Source organism: Roseinatronobacter sp. S2 (genome assembly GCF_029581395.1).
Taxonomy (GTDB): Bacteria; Pseudomonadota; Alphaproteobacteria; order Rhodobacterales; family Rhodobacteraceae; genus Roseinatronobacter.
Map to the genome: position 1 here is coordinate 1,782,942 of NZ_CP121113.1, position 20,319 is coordinate 1,803,260.

Annotated in this window: 19 protein-coding genes; 9 read left to right on the forward strand and 10 right to left on the reverse strand. The window is 59.2% G+C overall.

All coding sequences use genetic code 11. The features are described 5' to 3' along the window. Positions 1-2: 2 nt before the first annotated feature. The 6 genes from tolR to P8S53_RS08485 form a co-directional block, all read right to left on the reverse strand. The gene (tolR, locus tag P8S53_RS08460; RefSeq protein WP_306417787.1) at positions 3-473 is read right to left on the reverse strand and encodes a protein TolR; all 471 of its coding nucleotides are present in this window, start codon (positions 471-473) and stop codon (positions 3-5) included. A 3-nt stretch (positions 474-476) separates the two neighbouring features. Continuing rightward, positions 477-1,175 (reverse strand): protein TolQ, encoded by a 699-nt coding sequence (gene tolQ, locus P8S53_RS08465; RefSeq protein WP_277803529.1) that lies wholly within the window; start codon positions 1,173-1,175, stop codon positions 477-479. 103 nt (positions 1,176-1,278) lie between these two features. Further along, a complete protein-coding gene (ybgC, locus tag P8S53_RS08470; RefSeq protein ID WP_277803530.1) occupies positions 1,279-1,683 on the reverse strand; it encodes a tol-pal system-associated acyl-CoA thioesterase in 405 nt (134 codons plus the stop codon). 18 nt (positions 1,684-1,701) lie between these two features. Next, on the reverse strand, positions 1,702-2,370 hold the full coding sequence (locus tag P8S53_RS08475; protein ID WP_277803531.1) for an orotate phosphoribosyltransferase: 669 nt from the start codon (positions 2,368-2,370) through the stop codon (positions 1,702-1,704). 9 nt (positions 2,371-2,379) lie between these two features. Beyond that, a complete protein-coding gene (pyrC, locus tag P8S53_RS08480; RefSeq protein WP_277803532.1) occupies positions 2,380-3,417 on the reverse strand; it encodes a dihydroorotase in 1,038 nt (345 codons plus the stop codon). A gap of 94 nt (positions 3,418-3,511) precedes the next feature. Next, positions 3,512-4,516, reverse strand: a complete 1,005-nt coding sequence (locus tag P8S53_RS08485; protein ID WP_277803533.1) for a hypothetical protein — start codon at positions 4,514-4,516, stop codon at positions 3,512-3,514. 477 nt (positions 4,517-4,993) lie between these two features. Here P8S53_RS08485 and P8S53_RS08490 point away from each other — a divergent pair, with 477 nt between their 5' ends. Next, positions 4,994-6,016 carry a hypothetical protein gene (locus P8S53_RS08490; RefSeq protein ID WP_277803534.1) on the forward strand — a complete coding sequence of 341 codons (1,023 nt, stop codon included), beginning with the start codon at positions 4,994-4,996 and terminating at the stop codon, positions 6,014-6,016. Positions 6,017-6,322: 306 nt separating this feature from the next. Here P8S53_RS08490 and rsmA read toward each other — a convergent pair whose 3' ends face one another. From rsmA to mnmA, 3 genes are all read right to left on the reverse strand, one after another. After that, positions 6,323-7,168, reverse strand: coding sequence for a 16S rRNA (adenine(1518)-N(6)/adenine(1519)-N(6))-dimethyltransferase RsmA (gene rsmA / locus P8S53_RS08495; protein WP_277803535.1), 846 nt, complete (start codon positions 7,166-7,168; stop codon positions 6,323-6,325). Further along, positions 7,165-8,130, reverse strand: coding sequence for a 4-hydroxythreonine-4-phosphate dehydrogenase PdxA (gene pdxA / locus P8S53_RS08500; protein WP_277803536.1), 966 nt, complete (start codon positions 8,128-8,130; stop codon positions 7,165-7,167). Before pdxA ends, rsmA begins: the two co-directional genes overlap by 4 nt. Before the next feature lie 95 nt (positions 8,131-8,225). Then, a complete protein-coding gene (gene mnmA, locus P8S53_RS08505; RefSeq protein WP_277803537.1) occupies positions 8,226-9,365 on the reverse strand; it encodes a tRNA 2-thiouridine(34) synthase MnmA in 1,140 nt (379 codons plus the stop codon). A 138-nt stretch (positions 9,366-9,503) separates the two neighbouring features. Here mnmA and P8S53_RS08510 point away from each other — a divergent pair, with 138 nt between their 5' ends. The 8 genes from P8S53_RS08510 (at position 9,504) to P8S53_RS08545 (ending at position 20,027) form a co-directional block, all read left to right on the forward strand. Further along, positions 9,504-9,782 carry a DUF1153 domain-containing protein gene (locus P8S53_RS08510; RefSeq protein ID WP_277803538.1) on the forward strand — a complete coding sequence of 93 codons (279 nt, stop codon included), beginning with the start codon at positions 9,504-9,506 and terminating at the stop codon, positions 9,780-9,782. A gap of 86 nt (positions 9,783-9,868) precedes the next feature. After that, positions 9,869-10,585 carry a response regulator transcription factor CtrA gene (ctrA, locus tag P8S53_RS08515; RefSeq protein WP_277803539.1) on the forward strand — a complete coding sequence of 239 codons (717 nt, stop codon included), beginning with the start codon at positions 9,869-9,871 and terminating at the stop codon, positions 10,583-10,585. 150 nt (positions 10,586-10,735) lie between these two features. Next, positions 10,736-12,823, forward strand: a complete 2,088-nt coding sequence (ligA, locus tag P8S53_RS08520) for an NAD-dependent DNA ligase LigA (RefSeq protein ID WP_306417900.1) — start codon at positions 10,736-10,738, stop codon at positions 12,821-12,823. Position 12,824: 1 nt separating this feature from the next. Next, positions 12,825-14,915 (forward strand): ATP-dependent DNA helicase RecG, encoded by a 2,091-nt coding sequence (recG, locus tag P8S53_RS08525; protein ID WP_277803541.1) that lies wholly within the window; start codon positions 12,825-12,827, stop codon positions 14,913-14,915. 590 nt (positions 14,916-15,505) lie between these two features. Next, positions 15,506-16,525, forward strand: a complete 1,020-nt coding sequence (locus P8S53_RS08530; protein ID WP_277803542.1) for an amino acid ABC transporter substrate-binding protein — start codon at positions 15,506-15,508, stop codon at positions 16,523-16,525. A 113-nt stretch (positions 16,526-16,638) separates the two neighbouring features. Beyond that, the gene (locus P8S53_RS08535; protein WP_277803543.1) at positions 16,639-17,910 is read left to right on the forward strand and encodes an amino acid ABC transporter permease; all 1,272 of its coding nucleotides are present in this window, start codon (positions 16,639-16,641) and stop codon (positions 17,908-17,910) included. A 2-nt stretch (positions 17,911-17,912) separates the two neighbouring features. After that, complete coding sequence (locus tag P8S53_RS08540; protein WP_277803544.1) at positions 17,913-19,211, forward strand: amino acid ABC transporter permease; 1,299 nt, start codon at positions 17,913-17,915, stop codon at positions 19,209-19,211. A 12-nt stretch (positions 19,212-19,223) separates the two neighbouring features. Continuing rightward, positions 19,224-20,027 carry an amino acid ABC transporter ATP-binding protein gene (locus tag P8S53_RS08545; protein WP_306417788.1) on the forward strand — a complete coding sequence of 268 codons (804 nt, stop codon included), beginning with the start codon at positions 19,224-19,226 and terminating at the stop codon, positions 20,025-20,027. A gap of 46 nt (positions 20,028-20,073) precedes the next feature. Here P8S53_RS08545 and hemP read toward each other — a convergent pair whose 3' ends face one another. Then, positions 20,074-20,235, reverse strand: coding sequence for a hemin uptake protein HemP (hemP, locus tag P8S53_RS08550; protein WP_277803545.1), 162 nt, complete (start codon positions 20,233-20,235; stop codon positions 20,074-20,076). Positions 20,236-20,319 lie beyond the last annotated feature (84 nt).

The following is a 20,319-nucleotide window of genomic DNA, read 5'->3' on the forward strand; positions in this document are numbered from 1 at the left end:
CATCAGTTAGGCTGCCCGTCGAAGCGCGGGCCGCCTTGTTCGGTCACCAGACCGATATTGTTGAATCCCCCCGAATTCAGCGCGCCCATCACCTGAACGACACGTTCATAGGGAATGGACCCGTCCGCACGCAGATACACGCGGTTGTCACGCCGTTCGGCGGCAATCGCACGCAGTTGCGGGATCAGGTCATTCAGGCTGACCTCGGATGACATGATCATCACCGTCCCATCGGTGCTAAGGGTGACTGACAGCGGCTCTTCCTGTTCGGCAGGCAAGGCGCCCGCCGATGTGCGCGGCAATTCCACCGGCACGCCGACAGTCAGCATGGGTGCAGCGACCATGAAGATGATCAGCAACACCAGCATCACATCCACAAAGGGGGTGACGTTGATTTCGGACATGCGCGCGGCCCCGCCGCGGCGTCTGCGCCGCCCCGTCCCGCCGCCTTTTTTCAGAAACTGCGCACCCATGGATCAGGCTGCGTCCATCTGGCGCGACAGGATGGTGTTGAACTCGTCCGCGAAGGCTTCATATCCCGAAATAATCTCGTCTGAATCATCGGTCAGTTTGTTGTAGAAGATCGTTGCGGGAATAGCGGCCAGCAGGCCTAGCCCTGTGGCCAGAAGTGCTTCGGCAATGCCGGGGGCGACAACGGCCAGATTGGTGGATTGCGCCAGCGCGATTTCCTCAAACGCGTGCTTGATCCCCCAGACCGTTCCAAACAACCCGATAAAGGGCGACGCCGACCCGACAGAGGCCAGAAAGGTAAGTCCCTGGGTCAGTTCGCGCGATTCCTTGCTGATGGCCACATCCATGGAACGGTCGATGCGCGCCACAGCGCCGGGAATAAGCGCCCCGTCCGCACGGTGCGAACGGCGCCATTCGGTCATCCCTGACGCGAACACCCGTTGCGGTGACGTGGCGGGTGCAGGGCCGATCTGGTCATACAGTTCGTCCAGCGGTTCACCCGACCAGAATGCGGCTTCAAATTCTTCGGCTTCCGCACGGGCACGCCGGTAGCGGATATGCTTTTGCACGATGATGCCCCATGACCAGAAAGAGGCAAGGATCAGGCTGATCATCACCAGTTGCACGGTCAGGGTGGCGCGGGCAAATAACGCAACCAGAGAAAAGTCGATCTCTTGCGTCACGCTCAGAGTTTGTGGGTCCATGGTCTGCTCACTCAAAATGCGCCGCTTCTCGGGCGGCTTGCTTTGACGCAAAGCATACAGGAATAAAAGCGCCTTACCAACACAAGCGCGTTATACCTTGGGTTTAATTTGTAACATTTTCGCCCAAATGGGCAAGCAACCGCGCAGGAAGCGGCTGCGGGCGGCCTGTATCGGCCAGACACACCAGCGTGACCTGTGCTTCAAACAGCAATTTGGCGTCGCGCAGCACGCATTGGCGCAACTCCAGCCGCGCGCCGGAATGCGACACATAGGCTGTCGTGACATCCAGCATATCATCGAAACGGGCAGGGGCGCGGTAATCGGCCACCACGCGGCGCACGGCGAACACACCGCCGCCATCGGCCTTCAGTTTCGCCTGATCGATACCCAGATCACGCACCCATTCCGACCGGGCGCGTTCAATGAATTTCAGGTAATTCGCGTAATAGACAATGCCCGCTAGGTCAGTGTCTTCATAATAGACGCGAAGGCGGAATGAATGCGGCATTTTCCCTGCCTGTTGCGGTTAGCTTGCGGCCCAGTCGCGGGGGGCGCGCAAGAACCCCTCGACCGCATCAAGGGTTTCGGTGTCGAAATCGCCCCCGCGACGCGCTTCTGCCAGAACATCCCACCATGTGCACAGGTAGTGCAGTTTGACGCCATGTTCGGCCAGCCGGGGTTCGGTTTCGGGGAAGATGCCGTAATAGAAAATCACCGCCGTATGCGCACATTCTGCGCCTGTGTCGCGGATGGCGTCCACGAAACTAAGCTTTGATCCGCCATCGGTTGTCAGGTCTTCTACCAGCAGCACGCGCTGCCCTTCGGACATGGCCCCTTCAATGCGGGCGTTGCGCCCGTAGCCCTTGGGCTTCTTGCGCACATAGGTCATGGGCAGCGCCATGCGTTCGGCCACAAGTGCTGCAAAGGGAATGCCCGCCGTTTCGCCGCCTGCGATGTTGTCAAATGCCTCAAGTCCTGCATCTTCCAACACACGGCAGGTCAGAAAATCCATCAGCGCGCTGCGAATGCGCGCAAAGCTGATCAGCTTGCGGCAGTCAATATAGGTGGGCGCCTGCAATCCGCTGGCAAATGTGAAGGGTTCGCGCGCATTGAAATGCACGGCCTTGATGTCCAGCAGCATGCGTGCGGTCAGGCGGGCAACAGTCTGGCGGTCGGGAAAACTGGAAGGGATCATATGCGTGCCTTATTCTGCGACCCGCCAGAACAGCGGGAAACCGGGGTCAAAGACCGTGACCGGCCCGGTGCCGGTGTCGATCCTGGCGGGATAGGTGACGGGGGTATCGCCGCGTTCCAGCGTCAATGTGCTGTCATTGACGGGCAGGCCGTAGAATGCCGGACCATTGCGCGAGGCGAACCCTTCAAGCTTGTCCAATGCGCCCGCATCTTCAAACACATGGGCCAGAATGGACATTGTGTTTGTCGCCGTAAAACAGCCCGCGCAGCCGCAGGCGGATTCTTTGGCGTCATCCGTGTGGGGGGCGCTGTCAGTGCCAAGGAAAAACCGCGCATCGCCAGACGTGGCAGCCCCCACCAGTGCCAGCCGGTGGCTTTCGCGTTTGGCCACGGGCAGGCAATAGTAATGCGGCTTGATCCCGCCCACCAGAATATGATTGCGGTTGATCACCAGATGATGGGTCGTGATTGTAGCCCCCAGATTTTCCGGCTGGCTTTGGACATAGGCCACAGCATTGGCGGTGGTGATATGCTCCATCACGACACGCAGTTCAGGCGTTGCGCGGCGGATCGGGTCCAGCACACGGTCGATGAACACGGCTTCGCGGTCGAAAATGTCAATTGCGGGGTCGGTCACCTCGCCATGTGTCAGCAGGGGAATGCCCGCCTGCGCCATGGCGTCCAGCACAGGGCGCACGCGGTCGAAATTCTGCACGCCCGATGCCGAATTCGTGGTGGCGCCCGCAGGATACAGCTTGACCGCCGTGATGATGCCTGCCGCATGGGCGGCAACCACATCTGCGGGGTCCGTCTGCTCGGTCAGGTATAAGGTCATCAGCGGGGTGAAGCTGCTGCCCGTCACGGTGTTGATGCGCGTCCGGTAGGCGCTGGCCTGCGCGCCGGTCACCACCGGCGGCACCAGATTGGGCATGATGATAGCGCGCGCAAAATGGCGGGCGGTTTCAGGGGCCACGGCCTGCATCATCGCGCCATCGCGCAAATGCAGATGCCAGTCATCGGGGCGGGGTATGGTCAGGGTCTGCTGCATGCATGTTCCCTAGCCAAAACCCGCAGCCAGTTCCAGCCCGAATGCGCAGGTCAGTGCGGGATTTTGCGGGGCTGCGGAATTGGCAGGCAGGCCGTCAGCGCGACAATTGCTTTTCGGCCTTGCTCAGGCATTTGCGCAGCTTGCGGCTGTCGGATTGCGCCAGCGCGTGGCGCGCGGCCGCAAGTGTCAGTGCGGGATGGCGGCCCAGTTTGGCACAACGTCTGGTCAGGCGTTCCAGATAGGCCCCGTCATTGCGCCTTGCGCGCATCAGGGTGTGAAACACCGCTGGCGTCAGTTTCCCCTGCGCGGCGGCGTCGATCATGGGGGCCAACGCCCCCATCCGCGCCAGTGCGGCGGCCGTGTCCCGGCCCAGATCGGGGCTGCGCAACACGGTCACGAAGGGGCGGCGGAACAGGGTTGCGTGCATCATGTCCAGCCTGCGCGCGGGATCATGCACGATAAACGCGCCCCGTCCCCCGTCCAGCATGGCGGGCGCAAACCCGAAACGGCTGGTGAAATCCAGCCGTCGCGCATGCATGTAGCGGCGGTCCCAGCCTGCGATCGTGGGATCAAGTGTCGCTTGTGGGGCAATCGCCAGCACCGTGGAACCGGCAGCCGCCAGACTATAGGCGCAGGCGGCATAGCCACACATCCCTTCACCGTAAAACAACACACGGCGGAACCCGTCAAAAAAGCCCGCGTCAATCTGGGCGTCGAAATAGTCGGCAATTTCGGGATCGCGGAACCAGCGCGGCTGGCGGGCCATGATGGACAGGCTGGACCAGCCCCGCGCCTGTGCATGCGTAAACCCCATTGGCCGGTGATCGGGCTGGCGTTCGCGGATTGTGGCGATGGTTTCGAATGTTACCAGCAAGGTGTCGTCACCATCGCTGTAGAGCGCTGCATGATGTGCGCCAAGCGGGGAAAACCCGCCATCGACGGGATCAAGCTCGTCGCCGATTTCATCAAGGCGTGCCAGCCACTCTGCCTCGGTCCCGGCGCTTGCAAGGTCAATCTCCTGTGCAACACGCGACACGGGCGTGTCGGTTGCTTCAGGCGTGTCAATAGTTTGCAGGTCGTCTTGATACTGGTCTGACATATCTGCTTTTTCCGCAAATCAGGGGGCATGGTGCATACCCTTCACGATAGGCGAAACACAGTTACTTCAAAAGCCCTTGCAGGTAATTTTGCGCGTGTCTGCGTAAATGACCTGCGGTCTGTTGTCCGGTTGGGCGACAATGCGGGTTGCATGCGGTCATTGCGCAATAGGTAGAAACAAAATGAGTTTGTGCAGGGAAAGGTATTTTTCATCACGAACCGGATTGCAGCTTCGACAATCCCTCAATAGGGTGGCGCGGTGTTGGTTTGAATGCCCCTGTCCTGATCGTGCTTTCGTTGGTTATGCCACATAGCCAGCCCGGATTTGGGTAAATTTCTGTTGTATCCTTTTATAAAATACGGCTTGTTGCAGCGGCTGGGCAGGGATGGCAGTGATGGTCTGTCTGCCGGATCGACATGCGTGTAGATCTGCGTTCCGGCCTGTAACTGAGCAGCGTGAACCGAAACGGGAGGCTAAATGAGGCAACAGGATATGCCGTTGCGTGTCTTGCGCCAACTGGGCAAACAGGTTTTGTTTGGTGCGCTGGTTGTCGCTTGGGCCGGATATGGCACTGCCGCAGATGCAGAAGCGATACCCGGCAGGTCCGACCCGGATTTTCACAGCGCTTTTGAAAACTGGCTGAGTGATGAAGAGCAGGACGCCTTGCCCGCACTTTCGCGGCTGGCCCATGACGGCAATGGTGCGGCGCGCGTCTTGCTGGGCGTGATCGACAAGAAATCCGCCTTGCAGGGGCCATGGGTCACGGCATTGTCCCGACAAGACAGAATTTCCGTTTTGCGCGCGCCCGGTGGCCTGTCCGGCCAGAACTGGATGACGATTGCCGCCCCCGATATTGCCTATGCACAGCTTTGGAGCAGGCTTTGGCATGTGGATGGTGGTCTGGATATCGCGCAGGGTTTCGCGGAGAGAGGGGATACCCGCGCTGTGCGCGAAGCCTTGCTGGTGATCGCCAGCCGACGCGAAAGCGGCTTTCCCGCTGAACTTCTGGCCGCAGAGTGGTTCCCCGCGACATTGTCCTATCTGGCGGCAGACTGGCCTGCCTTGCCCGATGATCTTGGCACCGGCGATCAAGGTGATCCGCAGTTGCGTATGTCGGGGCAATACGTTGATGATGCTGATCTGCGCGGTTGGCTGGGGCAGTCCGATCTGGGTGCCCCTTTGCGCAATGTGTGTGATCAGCAATGCCCAAGTGATCCGTCGGAATGCAGCCTTGCATTGTATAAGGGTCTGGGCAGCTACCCCGCGCTTGCCATGCTGGGCAGTCCGGTGCCTGATCTGGTGTCATCAGATGAATTTTACCAATCGCCACGCGGGCGCACCAGCCTTGCGCGCCGTATCATGCTGACCCGTTCGGCGCGGATGCGTGAAGCGGATCTTGCGCGGTTGGGCGATGTCAGCACCTGTGCGGCGGATTGGTTGCGCGACGAATATGGCCGCTACGCATATTCCCTGCCGACTGTGCCTTTATCCCCGCAATAGGCCCCCCGGGGGGGGGCGCACCGCCGATATGTCCGGTGGGTGCTGGCGCGAAGCGCGCGTTGGACTTTCCCAAGGCGCTGATGGCAGGCCAAGCCTTTGAACGCAGGAGTGTGCAGCCTGCAAAAAGTGAACTTCACCAACGCGGGATCGGCAGTCCCCGGCCCACCGCTGGCGCGGGCTTTGTCCATGCCCCAACGTCCCCTTCGGCCCTGAATGAACCAGCCTTGTGATTCCGTTTAACATGACAATGCTTCAGTGAATCTTGCAAAAGCCGGGCGCGCGCCTGCAAATGAATGCGGGCACGCCCTAAGATTTACGCGCCGCAGCAAGGGCGCGGGCAAGGGCACAGAACCCTTCAAGGCCGATTTCTTCGGCGCGGGCCGTGGGCGCAATGCCCACCTGTTGCAGCAAATCCTCGATTTGCGGGTGCAGCCCGCGCAAGGCGGCGCGCAGCATTTTGCGCCGCTGGTTGAACGCGGCCGCAACCACAGTTTCCAGCACGCGCGCATCCGCCGGATAGCGCGGGCTTGACAGTCGCGTAATATGCACCACGGCGGAACTGACCTTTGGCGGCGGCGTAAACGCTTCGGGCGGCAGATGCAGTACCACGCGGGCATCTGCGCGCCACTGCACCATCAGCGCCAGCCGCCCATAGGCCTTGGAACCGGGGCGCGCGACAATGCGTTCGGCGACTTCGCGCTGGAACATCAGCGTCAGACTGTCCCAGAAGGGTGGCCACTGCGCGGGCGTCATCCAGCGGATCAACAGTTCGGTGCCCACATTATAGGGCAGGTTGGCCACCACCTTGACCGGCGGGGTCAGATGGGCCAGCGGGTCCACCGCCAGCGCGTCCCCTTCGATGATCTGCAACCGGCCCGGATAGGCACCCGCGATTTCCGCCAGCGCGGGCATGCAACGGGGGTCTTTTTCAATGGCCAGAACCTTGCGCGCCCCTTCGGCCAGCAAGCCGCGCGTCAAACCGCCGGGGCCGGGGCCGACCTCCAGAATGTCAGCGCCGTGCAGATCGCCTGCTGCGCGCGCGATCCGCGCGGTCAGGTTCAAATCCAGCAGGAAGTTCTGGCCAAAACTTTTCCTGGCGCGCAGATCATGGGTGCGGATCACATCGCGCAAGGGGGGTAGGGCGTCGATCATGCGGCGCGCCTTGCGGCCATGCTGCGCGCCAATTTCAACGCCGCAATCAGCGATGTGGAATCGGCCTTGCCCTGACCGGCGATGTCATAGGCGGTGCCATGGTCCGGCGATGTGCGGATAAAGGGCAGGCCCAGTGTCACATTCACGCCGCCTGCAAAATCAATCGTCTTGATGGGGATCAGCGCCTGATCATGATACATCGCCACCGCCGCATCATACTGCGCGCGCGCACCTGCATGAAACATGGTATCGCCAGACAGCGGCCCTGAAATCACCATGCCTTCGGCGCGCAGTCTTTGCAGAACGGGTGCTATCACCGTGATTTCTTCTTGTCCCATGGTGCCGCTTTCGCCTGCATGGGGGTTCAGACCTGCAACGGCCAGTCGCGGTGTTGCGACCCCGAAATCGCGCATCAGGCCCGCATGGGTGATGCGCAGACTGCGTTCCAGCAGGTCTTGCGTCAGTTGTGCAGGCACGTCTGACAGCGGAATATGAATTGTCACGGGGACCACGCGCAGCCCGTCGCAGGCCAGCATCATCACCACATCGGCACCGCCCGCCAGATCGGCCAGAAATTCGGTATGGCCGGGAAAGGCAAAGCCCGCACCCGCCTTCAGCGCGGCCTTGTTGATGGGGCAGGTGACAAGCCCGCAGGCCGCCCCCGATTGAACCAGTGCCACGCCCTGACGAATTGCATCGATCACGCCTGCAGCATTGGCAGGGTCGGGCTGGCCCGGACCGGCATCTGCCGCGAAATCAACCTGAAGCACTGGAAATTTGTGGCCGGTCATCTGGTCTGGCAAAGACACCAGTTCAAATTCCGTGCCGTCGGGCAAATGGCGCGGATCGCCCAGCCACACAAAAGGGCAGCTTGGCCCCATGGCGCGCCATGCCTTGACCGCGATTTCAGGACCAACCCCGGACGGGTCGCCGCAACTCATGACCAGTGGTGCCAACGCCATGCGCGTGCCTGTCCTTTTGCTAGTACCTGTCTTCCCTATCCCCTAGCGGGGTGCAAGGGCAAGGCCAACAGGCGCAAGCCCTGCACAGGGGCGGCTCAACGTCCCTTCCATATCCAGCCACCGCCCATCACACGGCTGCCTTCGGGCGCGTAGAACACACAGGCCTGACCGGGGCTGACGCCTTCTTCAGGGGTCAGCAGGTCCACCTCTGCCTCGGTGTCCGAGATTGGCCGCAGTATGGCTGGTGCTGGCGGGCGGGTCGAGCGCAGCTTGACCGACATTTCCCATTCTGACTGCGCCGTGAAGGGTTGGTCGCCCAACCAGTTGATTTCGCGCACCGGCACGGTTCGGGTGGCCAGCGCCGCTTTTGGCCCCACAATCACCCGCCGCGCGTCGGGGTCCAGCTTCACGACATAAAGCGGCTTTGTCAGCCCGCCAATGCCCAGGCCGCGCCGCTGGCCGATGGTATAATGAATCACGCCCTCATGGTGTCCCAGCACATGGCCTTGCATGTCCACAATCTCTCCGGGGTCTGCGGCACCGGGGCGCAGCTTTTCAATGACTGCGGCGTAATTGCCATCAGGCACAAAACAGATGTCCTGACTGTCCGGCTTGTCGGCCACGCTTAGCCCGTGCCTGACAGCAAGGGCGCGTGTTTCAGCCTTGGTGCGCAGGTGCCCCAGGGGGAAGCGCAGGTAATCCAGCTGTTCGCGCGTGGTGGAGAACAAAAAGTAGCTTTGGTCGCGCACAGGGTCGGCCGCGCGGTGCAGCTCCGCACCATTATCGCCCTGCATACGCTGGATATAATGCCCCGTCGCCATGCAGTCGGCCCCCAGATCGCGCGCGGTTTCCAGCAGGTCGCGGAATTTCACCCGTTCGTTGCAGCGAATGCAGGGCACAGGTGTTGCGCCCGCCAGATAGGCATCTGCGAATTCGTCAATGACGGAATCGCGGAATTTGGATTCGTAATCCAGCACATAATGCGGGAACCCCATCGCCTCGGCCACGCGGCGGGCATCATGGATGTCACGGCCCGCGCAGCAGGCCCCCTTTTTCGCCAGTGCGGCCCCGTGATCATAAAGCTGCAATGTCACGCCGACCACGTCATAGCCTTCGGCGGCCAGTTCGGCGGCGACCACCGAACTGTCGACACCACCCGACATGGCAACGACCACCCGTGTTTGCGCAGGCGTTTTGGGAAAGCCCATTGAATTCAAGGGCGGGTCAAAGGGCATTTGGGAACTCCGGCAAGATTGCCGACAAAATATAAGAAAATGCAACGTATTCTCAAGGGGGCATCCGCAGTTTCATAAACCCGCCATTAAGGCTGGCGCGCGATCATCGCCGCGAAACGAAGCTGGAAAGGGGCCAACATGTATATCAAGAAGGTCGAGGGGCCGCGCGCCGTCACGTTGCCGGATGGGCGCGTCCTGACTTTGGCTGACCTGCCCCCGGCGAATACGCGGCGATGGGTTGCCAGTCGAAAAGCCCTTGTGGTGCTGGCGGTTCAGCATGGTCTGATGACCCGCAAATCGGCGCAGGATCGTTATGACCTAAGCGAGGAAGAATTCATCTTGTGGGAAACTGCGGTATCCCTGCACGGTATTGAGGCGCTGAAGGTCACAAGCTTGCAAAAGTATCGACAACCTTAGGTTGATGGTGCTATTTTTCTGTATTGGTAATAGAGAATTAACGAATTTCATTAAATGTGGTGAAAGCTGCGACAAAGGAGAACCTCATGCGCGTTTTGCTCGTTGAAGACGATCCCACCACATCAAGAAGTATTGAATTGATGCTAACCCATTCAAATTTCAATGTATATTGCACAGATATGGGGGAAGAAGCGATCGAACTCAGCAAGATTTATGATTATGATTTGATTTTGCTGGATCTGAACCTGCCTGATCTTGGCGGCCTTGACGTGTTGCGCCAGATCCGGCTGTCACGGGTGGACACTCCGATCCTGATCCTGACCGGCGAAACAGATACCGATACCAAATTGCGCGGATTCGGCGGCGGGGCTGATGATTACCTGACCAAACCTTTTCATCGCGAAGAACTGGTCGCGCGCATTCACGCGATTGTCCGCCGCAGTCAGGGGCATGCACAATCGGTCATTTGCACCGGCAAGGTGGCCGTTAATCTGGATGCCAAAACCGTCGAGGTTGACAACAAGATCGTCCATCTGACCGGCAAGGAATACCAGATGATTGAATTGCTGAGTCTGCGCAAGGGCACGACACTGACCAAGGAAATGTTCCTCAATCACCTGTATGGCGGAATGGACGAACCGGAATTGAAAATCATCGACGTATTTATCTGCAAATTGCGCAAGAAACTGGCGGAAGCGACAGCAGGCGAAAACTACATCGAAACCGTCTGGGGCCGTGGGTATGTCCTGCGCGACCCCGCTGTGGCCACTGAACCTGCGCCAGCAAGGATCATGTCAGCATAGCGGCATTAATATACGGCGTCTTCGGGCTGGACCTGACGGGCCACGCCGCCTATCACTCGCTTTGCAAACATGATGGCCAAAGCGCGAGGGAAAAGGGCAGTGTCCAGCACATCAGACATGGGCGGGTTTCAGATTGTTCCGGTGGCAGAAATGACATCAGAGCAGGCAGAAGGTGAACTCGCCCGGCTTGCCGATATTCTGAACCGCGCAAATATTGCGTATCACCGCGATGATGCACCAATCATGCCGGATGCTGATTTCGATGCTTTGCGACTTCGAAATGCACAGATCGAAGCGCGGTTTCCTGACCTTGTTCGACCAGACAGCCCCGCAGCCCGGGTTGGTGCGGCACCTGCCGCCGGGTTTGGCAAGATACAGCATGCACGGCGCATGCTCTCTCTGGCAAATGCATTCTCAAACGGGGATGTGGAAGATTTTGTGGACGGTATTCGCCGGTTTCTGGGGTTGGCGGCGGACAGCCCGCTTGCATTCACAGCCGAGCCTAAGATTGACGGGCTTTCCCTGTCGCTGCGCTATGAAAAGGGGGCGCTTGTCTATGCGGCAACCCGTGGTGATGGCGCGACGGGCGAGGATGTAACCGCAAATGCCCGCACCATTGACGACATCCCGTCAACCCTGCGTGACGGACCGGATATTCTGGAAATCCGCGGTGAAGTTTACATGACGCATCAGGATTTTGCAGCGTTGAATTCCCGACAGGCGGATGCGGGCGGCAAGGTTTTTGCAAACCCCCGCAATGCTGCCGCCGGATCGTTGCGCCAGTTGGATGCCAGCATTACGCGGTCCCGCCCGCTGCGGTTTTTCGCATATTCCTGGGGCGATGTATCAGAGCCGCTGGCAGATACCCAGATGGCGGCAATCGCGCGGCTGGCGCAGCTTGGGTTCTGCACCAACCCGCAAACCCATTTGTGTCAGTCGGTTCAGGACATGATTGCGGTATATTCAGCGATAGAAGCGCAGCGTGCCAGCTTGGGCTATGACATTGACGGGATCGTCTACAAGCTGAATGATCTGGCGTTGCAGGACAGGATGGGGTTGCGGTCTACGACCCCGCGCTGGGCGATTGCCCATAAATTTGCGGCGGAACGTGCCTGGACACAACTGGAAGCCATTGAAATTCAGGTCGGACGCACCGGCGCGCTGTCGCCGGTTGCGCGGCTGGTTCCTGTCACCGTGGGCGGCGTGGTTGTGTCGAATGCCACACTCCATAATGAAGATTACATTATGGGGCGCGATTCGCGTGGCATGGTTATTCGTGATGGTCGCGATATTCGCGCAGGCGACTGGGTCGAGGTGTATCGCGCAGGCGATGTGATTCCAAAAATCCGCGATGTCGATCCTGGCAGGCGCCCCGACACGGCAGTGCCATATGAGTTCCCGCAAACCTGCCCCGAATGCGGCAGCCCCGCCCTGCGAGAGCCGGGGGATTCCGTGCGCCGCTGCACGGGCGGCATGGTTTGCCCTGCGCAGGCTGTGGAGCGGCTGAAGCATTTTGTCAGCCGTGCGGCCTTTGACATAGAAGGGCTTGGTGCCAAGCAGGTCGAAAGTTTCTGGCGCGATGGCTGGATCGCCACGCCAAAGGATATATTCACCCTGAAGGACCGCTTCGGTCCCGGCCAGCCCCGCCAACTGAAAAACCGCGAAGGCTGGGGCGAGAAATCGGCGACCAATCTGTTTGCCGCGATTGACGAAAAGCGCACAATTCCCCTTGGGCGTTTCATATTCTCACTGGGAATCCGGCATGTCGGCGAAGCGACAGCAAACATGCTGGCCAGTCATTACGGCACATGGGAAGCCCTGCGGACAGCCCTGCAAGACGCAAAAGACCCTGAAAGTGCCGCACGCCTTGATCTGCTATCAATCGATGGCGTGGGCGGGGTGCTGGCAGACTCGCTGATTTCGGGGTTCGCGGCAGAAAGCGACGAGATTGATGCGTTGGCGCGCGCGCTGACCATCACCCCTGCACAAGCGCGCGCAAGCGACAGCCCCGTCGCGGGCAAAACGCTGGTCTTTACCGGCACATTGGAGAAGATGACCCGCGCCGAGGCCAAGGCGCGCGCCGAATCCCTGGGGGCCAAAGTCGCAGGGTCGGTATCGGCCAAGACCGATTTGCTGATTGCCGGTCCGGGTGCCGGATCGAAGGCCAGAAAAGCCGCTGATCTGGGCGTAGAGGTGATTGACGAAGACGGGTGGCTTGCCATGATCGGTGCGCTTTGACATGGCGGCGCGCCCTGAAATTCTGTTCCCGTTATTTGCAGGGCTGGATGTGCTGGACGGTATTGGCCCGAAATCCGCGCGGAATTTCGCGGCCTTGCATGTGGAAACGCCGCGCGATCTGATATTCCACCTGCCGCATGCGCTTGTGGACCGCTCGCGGCGCGCGTCCATTCAGGGCTTGGAATTTCCCGCCACCGCCACGGTTGAAGTGACGGTCCTGACCCATCAGCCGCCAACGGGGCGCGGCAGGCCGCATCGGGTGAATGTGCGCGATGATGCGCTGGAATTTCAGCTGGTTTTCTTCCATGCGCGCGGCGAATACCTGCAAAAGCTGTTGCCAACCGGGCAAAAGCGGCTGGTATCGGGCAAGTTGGAGCTGTTCGATGGCATGGCACAGATGGTGCACCCGGATCATATTCTGCACCCGGATGATGCGACAAACCTGCCTGCGGCTGAACCGGTTTATGCCTTATGTGCCGGCGTCAGCCAAAAGCTGATGATCAAGGCGGTTGCGGGCGCTTTGGCGCGCGCCCCGCGTCTGGCAGAATGGATTGATCCCGCACTGATGGCGCGCGAAGGCTGGCCGGACTGGCACAGTGCAGTTCTGGCAGCGCATGCGCCCGACACTGTGGCTGATGTGCTGCCGGGCGCACCGGCGCGGGCACGTCTGGCCTATGACGAATTTTTTGCCCACCAGATGACACTGGCGCTGGCGCGGCTGCGTCAGCGGCGCAAGCCCGGCCGTGCCAGCAATGGCGATGGCCGGTTGCGAGAAAGCGTTTTGTCTGCGCTGGAGTATAGCCCCACCAATGCGCAGCGTCGCGCCGTGGCCGAAATCGCGGCAGATATGGCCGCGCCCGCGCGCATGAACCGCCTGTTGCAGGGCGATGTTGGTGCGGGCAAGACGCTTGTTGCCCTGATGGCGCTGCTGATCGCGGTCGAGGCGGGCGGGCAGGGCGTGATGATGGCGCCCACCGAAATTCTGGCACGCCAGCATCTGGAAAGCCTGCGACCCCTTGCGGATATGGCGGGGGTGCATCTTGCGCTGCTGACTGGGCGCGACAAGGCGTCTGATCGCGCGCAAAAGCTGGCTGCGCTGGCCGATGGCCGTATCCAGATTCTGGTTGGCACACATGCAGTGTTTCAAAAAGGGGTCGAGTTTGCGGATCTGCGCCTTGCCGTCGTTGATGAACAGCACCGCTTCGGCGTGGCCCAGCGTGCGGCCCTTGCGGCCAAAGGTGTGGGTGCGGATGTGCTGGTCATGACGGCCACACCGATTCCACGTTCACTGGCGCTGGCGCAATATGGCGATATGGATGTGTCTGTGCTGGATGAAAAGCCGCCCGGTCGCAAACCTGTCCAGACCGCGCTGGTGTCGACGGCGCGCATGGATGAAGTGGTGGCACATCTGCGGCAGGCCATGGATGAAGGGCGGCAGGCCTATTGGGTTTGCCCGCTGGTCGAGGAATCTGAGCTGGTAAACCTGACTGCGGCGCAGTCGCGGTTCGAACATTTGCGTGCCGCATTGGGCGAGGGGGTGGTCGGGTTGGTCCATGGCCAGCTTCCCCCGAATGAAAAAGACGCCGCAATGTCGGATTTCGTCGCGGGGCGCACCAAACTTCTTGTGGCCACGACCGTAATCGAGGTGGGGGTGAATGTGCCCAACGCCTCTATCATGGTGATAGAACGCGCCGAGAGCTTTGGACTGGCGCAGTTGCACCAGCTGCGCGGGCGTGTCGGGCGCGGGAGTGCGGCATCCACCTGTTTGCTGATGTACGAGGCCCCTTTGGGGGAAACAGCCGCGCGCCGCCTGAAATTGTTGCGCGATACCGAGGACGGATTTCGAATCGCCGAAGAGGACATGGCCATTCGCGGGGCCGGTGACCTGATTGGAACCGCGCAGTCCGGGCTGCCACGGTTTCGCGTCGCAGATCTGGAACGGCAGGCCGCATTGATGGCCGTGGCCCAAACCGATGTGCGGAAATTGCTGTCGGATGATCCCGATTTGCGCAGCCCGCGCGGGCTGGCCGCGCGAACAGCGCTTTGGCTGATGGAGCAGGACAAGGCGATAAAATACCTTTCTGTTGGTTGATGTTCTCATTTGTTCTTGACATGTTCCCGAAAAAATGAGAACAAATCGTTAACAAACCGGATGGAGGGTGTCATGTTCTACTTTCAGTCTAAATTTGATCGCCATGCATTCTGGCAAGATCTGGCGGGCGGCGTTGCGCTGACGGTTCTGGTTCTTGCCACGCTTCATCTGCCACTTTTTGCCTGAACTGCCTGCGGGTCAGTCCGCCACGCGTTTTGTGCACCGTCCCGTGCCCGCGCTTTCTGACCCCCACTTCCGCCGCCATGGTCGCCCCATGAGCGGCGGTTTTTTTTATGATGGGCAAATCTTGCGTTTTCTTTGGGCAGTATTGTCCCCGTGGTGCAGCAGGTTTTGTCGTTTGGATTGAATGCTGTGCGGTTTGAAAAGTTTAACCGCACTTTGACCTGAAAACCGGTCGGTTTTCAGGCAGTTGATCTGAATTGCAGACATATGGCCATTTACAGGCTTGACCGGTTTGCGATTATCGGCGCAAACTTGCCGACAGTGAAGACCGGTTTTGGTTTATGCACTACACCCCGGGACAACGCGGGGCAGACCGCCGCGAAGGCGGCGACAACAGAGAGGTAAACATGAAGAAATCCGTATTTCTCGGCGCTTTTGCCGCGACATCACTCGTTGCAGGGCTAGCTCAGGCCCAGTCGACACTTGAAACAGTGCAAACCCGAGGAGAGCTGAACTGCGGCGTCTCCACCGGCCTTGCAGGGTTTTCTGCCCCCGATGGGAACGGCGTTTGGCAAGGCTTTGACGTTGCGGTGTGCCGCGCCGTTGCGGCTGCCGTTCTGGAAGACCCGATGGCGGTCAACTTTGTTCCGACAACCGGACAAACGCGCTTTTCGGCACTGGCATCTGGCGAAGTGGATGTTCTGGCACGCAACACCACCTGGACCTTCTCGCGCGATGTTGACCTGAACTTCACCTTTGTCGGGACCAACTATTATGATGGTCAGGGCTTCATGGTCACGCGTGATCTGGGTGTCGGCTCGGCGCTGGAACTGGACGGGGCGACTGTCTGTATCCAGACGGGCACCACGACCGAACTGAACCTTGCTGATTATTTCCGTGTCAACGGCATGGCCTATGAGCCGGTTCCAATTGAAACCAATGCCGAAGCGCAGCAGCAATACCTTGCCGGTGCGTGTGACGTGTACACCACCGATGTGTCCGGTCTGGCCGCAACGCGGGCATCTTTCGCCAGCCCGTCCGACCATGTGATCTTGCCGGAAGTCATTTCCAAAGAGCCACTTGGGCCAGCAGTGCGCCACGGTGATGACCAGTGGGCGGATATCGTTCAATGGACATTGTTTGCATTGATTGCGGCTGAAGAACTGGGTGTCACATCTGCCAATATCGATGAGATGAAGGCAGGCACCGACAACCCGGAAATCAACCGCATGCTTGGCAGCGAAGGTGATCTGGGCGCAATGTTCGGGCTGGACAGCGAATGGGCTGTTCGTGCAATCGCCGCCGGTGGCAACTATGGCGAGATCTTCTCGGCCACGATTGGCGAGCAGACGCCGATTGGCCTTGCGCGTGGTCTGAACGCACAATGGACACAGGGCGGCCTGCTATACGCGCCACCTTTCCGTTAATATAACAGCAAACGCGCGCCCTTGTGGCGCGCGTTTTTCCTGCATCAGTCCAATTTGTTATCTGATCATGCTTTGGCTGCGCCCTGCCGCGCAACCGGGGACGGGAGTATATTATGTCCACCTCTGATGATCTGCGCATCAAGACGACAGCGCCGAAACCGGCCTTTCGGTTGAGCATGCTGCTTTATGATCAGCGCTACCGTTCAATTACAATTCAGGTTTTTTTCCTGTTCATGCTGATGCTTGGCGCAGCATGGCTGATTGACAATACGGTCAATAACCTGCGTGCCCTGGGCCGCGATTTCAGCTTTGCCTTTCTGAATGCACCTGCCGGATATGATATCAACCAGCGCCCGATAGAATATAACAGCCAGATGACGCATGGCCGTGCGGCATTGGTGGGTTTTCTGAACACGATGATTCTGGCCGTGCTTGCCTGTATGCTGGCAACGGTTCTTGGGGTCATTGCCGGTGTGCTGCGGCTGTCCAATAACTGGATCGTCGGCCGGTTGATGACGGTCTATATTGAAGTGTTCCGCAATATCCCGACATTGCTGTGGATTTTGATTTTTGGCGCCATCATGACCGAGGCCATGCCAGCGCCAAGCGCGTTTCGCGGGGATGACCCTGCTGCAAGCATGCTGTTTAATGATGCTGTCGCGGTCACAAACCGCGGTGTCTATGTGCCGTCCATTATGTTCCTGCGTGATCTGGGTGATTTACGTCTTGGGCCGGTTGCGCCGTCGTTGAACTGGCTGCTGGTCTTCCTTGTCCTTATTGTTGGCGTTTATGCGAATAAACGGCTGATTGAACATGCCACAGCGGTACAAAATGCGACCGGCGTGCGCCCGAAGACATGGTGGAAAAGCATCCTTATCCTGCTTGGCCCGGTGGTTGTTATTTTCATCGCCCTTGGCGCATATCTGGAGTATCCCGAACTTCGCGGCTTCAACTTCGCGGGGGGCACGCATCTGCGCAATTCCCTGATTGCGATGTGGCTGGGACTTGGAATTTACACTGGTGCATTCGTGGCCGAGAATGTGCGCGCAGGCATTCTGGCGATTTCCAAGGGGCAGACCGAAGCCGCCTTTGCCCTTGGCATGCAACCGGGCAAGACGATGCGGCTTGTCATTCTGCCACAGGCGCTGCGTGTGATCATTCCGCCGCTGATTTCGCAATATCTGAACATCACCAAAAACACATCTCTGGGTCTGGCGGTGGGGTATATGGACCTGCGCTCGACGCTGGGGGGGATCACGATCAACCAGACCGGACGCGAACTGGAAGGTATGCTTTTGATGATGCTGATATATCTGGCAATCAGCCTGACCATATCAGGGGCAATGAATGTCTATAATTCCCGCGTCAAACTGAAGGAGCGGTAGACATGAGCGATACCCACGCACAGACCGTCGCCTATGTTCGTGACAGCATGCTGCCCGAAAAACCGCCGCCCATTGCGGAAAAGGGCGCGATAAAATGGCTGCGCGAGAACCTGTTCTCGGGTTGGTTGAACACGGCACTTACAGTGTTGTCGCTGCTTGCCGTCTGGTATGCGCTTATGGCGATAGGGCCGTGGCTGTTGAACACCGTGTGGAATGTGCAATCCTTGCGGGAATGCCGCGAAGTGCTGGATGGCGCAAGCGGGGCGTGTTTTGCGGTTATCAAGGACCGGTGGCACCAGTTGCTGTTCGGGTTCTATCCGCCGCAGCATTACTGGCGCCCGGTTCTGACGCTGGTGCTGATGTTCGTGGCGCTGGCACCGGTGCTGTTCAGTCAGGTGCCGCGCAAGATGCTGGGTTTTTCGGCGCTGTATCCGTTTATTGCCTATCACCTGCTTTGGGGCGGGTCGATCTGGTTGCCGGTCTCAGTTATCCTTGGGTTCGTGCTGGGCTATGTGGCCTATCGCCTGTTGGCCAGATTCGCACCACTGATCGCAATCGCGGGGGCAATCCTAGTGCCGGTGATCTGGTGGATCATGTTTGCGGCGGGGTTCACATCCGCCATGACATCGGTGGCACCGATCGGGCTGGACTTCATCCGCTCTGACAGGTTCGGGGGCTTTCTGATCTCCCTTGTTATCGGTGTTTCGGGGATTTCGCTGTCGCTGCCTATCGGCGTCCTGCTGGCGTTGGGGCGGCAATCGGACATGGTGTTTGTGAAATCCGTCTGTGTGATGGTGATCGAATTCATCCGTGGTGTGCCGCTGATTACGCTTTTGTTCACGGCGTCCTTGCTGCTGAACTACTTTCTGCCGCCGGGCACAGCGTTTGATCTGATCCTGCGCGTGATCATCATGGTAACGCTGTTTGCATCTGCCTATATGGCCGAGGTTATCCGCGGCGGGCTTGCCGCACTGCCAAAGGGCCAGTACGAGGCTGCGGATGCGCTGGGTCTGGATTACTGGAAGGCACAGCGGCTGATCATCATGCCGCAGGCGCTGAAAATTTCCATCCCCGGCATCGTGAATACGTTTATCGGCCTGTTCAAGGACACCACGCTGGTTGTCTTTATCGGCCTGCTGGACCCGATTGGCCTGTCAAATGCCATCCGCGCCGATACTGATTGGAACGGCATTTACTGGGAGCTGTTCATCTTTATCGGGGCATTGTTCTTCATCTTCTGTTTCGGCATGTCGCGCTATTCCATGTATCTGGAGCGCAAGCTGAAAACGGACCACAAGTAAGGGGGTCGTAGCATGACCGAACCGACGATTGAACTTCCCGTAGATCGCGAAATCGACACCAGCAAGATGAAGGTCAGCGACGCTGTCGCGATCCAGATCACCGGAATGAACAAGTGGTTTGGCACGTTTCATGTGCTGCGCGACATCAACATGACGGTCAATAGCGGCGAACGCATTGTCGTGTGTGGCCCGTCAGGGTCGGGCAAATCCACGCTGATACGCTGTATCAACCGTCTGGAAGAACACCAGTCAGGGCAGATCATCGTTGATGGCACCGAACTGACGGGGGATCTGAAGAATATCGACAAGGTTCGGTCCGAAGTCGGCATGGTGTTTCAGCATTTCAACCTGTTCCCGCACCTGACCATTCTGGAAAACTGCACGCTGGCCCCCATCTGGGTGCGCAAGGTTCCCAAAAAGGAAGCCGAAGAAATCGCGATGCATTTTCTGGAAAAGGTGAAAATTCCCGAACAAGCGCTGAAATACCCCGGCCAGTTGTCGGGCGGCCAGCAGCAGCGCGTGGCAATCGCGCGGTCCCTGTGCATGAAGCCGCGCATCATGCTGTTTGACGAACCCACTTCGGCGCTGGACCCTGAAATGATCAAGGAAGTGCTGGATACCATGATCGCGCTGGCCGAAGAAGGCATGACCATGCTGTGCGTCACGCATGAAATGGGCTTTGCGCAGGCGGTGGCAAACCGCGTGATCTTCATGGATCAGGGGCAGATTGTGGAACAGAACGAACCACGGGAGTTCTTTAACAACCCGAAATCAGAACGGACCAAACTGTTCCTAAGCCAGATTCTGGGGCATTGAGTCTGCCGCTGCTGCATGCGAACGGGGGCCGCACTGGCCCCCGGTTCTATTTGGTCAGGATAAGTTTTCCAGCGCGTGTAATCCGCAGCTGATAGGTCTTGCCGTCCAGAAGGATCTGCGCCAGCGTGCCGCCGCGTGTCAGGGAATAGACATCATGGACAGGGGGCGTCTGGGTTTGTTGCGGTTCGAATCGGGTTATCGCATTCATTTGCGGGGCCTTTCTGGTCGTTGAATCCGGCACGTTTGCTGACCTGTGGGCTGGCTGTTGATGTAATAGATGACAAAAACACTT

Coding starts and splice junctions, on each gene's coding strand:
- tolR (WP_306417787.1), bottom strand. CDS start 473: ATGGGTGCGCAGTTTCTGAAAAAAGGCGGCGGGACGGGGCGGCGCAGA.
- tolQ (WP_277803529.1), bottom strand. CDS start 1,175: ATGGACCCACAAACTCTGAGCGTGACGCAAGAGATCGACTTTTCTCTG.
- ybgC (WP_277803530.1), bottom strand. CDS start 1,683: ATGCCGCATTCATTCCGCCTTCGCGTCTATTATGAAGACACTGACCTA.
- P8S53_RS08475 (WP_277803531.1), bottom strand. CDS start 2,370: ATGATCCCTTCCAGTTTTCCCGACCGCCAGACTGTTGCCCGCCTGACC.
- pyrC (WP_277803532.1), bottom strand. CDS start 3,417: ATGCAGCAGACCCTGACCATACCCCGCCCCGATGACTGGCATCTGCAT.
- P8S53_RS08485 (WP_277803533.1), bottom strand. CDS start 4,516: ATGTCAGACCAGTATCAAGACGACCTGCAAACTATTGACACGCCTGAA.
- P8S53_RS08490 (WP_277803534.1), top strand. CDS start 4,994: ATGAGGCAACAGGATATGCCGTTGCGTGTCTTGCGCCAACTGGGCAAA.
- rsmA (WP_277803535.1), bottom strand. CDS start 7,168: ATGATCGACGCCCTACCCCCCTTGCGCGATGTGATCCGCACCCATGAT.
- pdxA (WP_277803536.1), bottom strand. CDS start 8,130: ATGGCGTTGGCACCACTGGTCATGAGTTGCGGCGACCCGTCCGGGGTT.
- mnmA (WP_277803537.1), bottom strand. CDS start 9,365: ATGCCCTTTGACCCGCCCTTGAATTCAATGGGCTTTCCCAAAACGCCT.
- P8S53_RS08510 (WP_277803538.1), top strand. CDS start 9,504: ATGTATATCAAGAAGGTCGAGGGGCCGCGCGCCGTCACGTTGCCGGAT.
- ctrA (WP_277803539.1), top strand. CDS start 9,869: ATGCGCGTTTTGCTCGTTGAAGACGATCCCACCACATCAAGAAGTATT.
- ligA (WP_306417900.1), top strand. CDS start 10,736: ATGACATCAGAGCAGGCAGAAGGTGAACTCGCCCGGCTTGCCGATATT.
- recG (WP_277803541.1), top strand. CDS start 12,825: ATGGCGGCGCGCCCTGAAATTCTGTTCCCGTTATTTGCAGGGCTGGAT.
- P8S53_RS08530 (WP_277803542.1), top strand. CDS start 15,506: ATGAAGAAATCCGTATTTCTCGGCGCTTTTGCCGCGACATCACTCGTT.
- P8S53_RS08535 (WP_277803543.1), top strand. CDS start 16,639: ATGTCCACCTCTGATGATCTGCGCATCAAGACGACAGCGCCGAAACCG.
- P8S53_RS08540 (WP_277803544.1), top strand. CDS start 17,913: ATGAGCGATACCCACGCACAGACCGTCGCCTATGTTCGTGACAGCATG.
- P8S53_RS08545 (WP_306417788.1), top strand. CDS start 19,224: ATGACCGAACCGACGATTGAACTTCCCGTAGATCGCGAAATCGACACC.
- hemP (WP_277803545.1), bottom strand. CDS start 20,235: ATGAATGCGATAACCCGATTCGAACCGCAACAAACCCAGACGCCCCCT.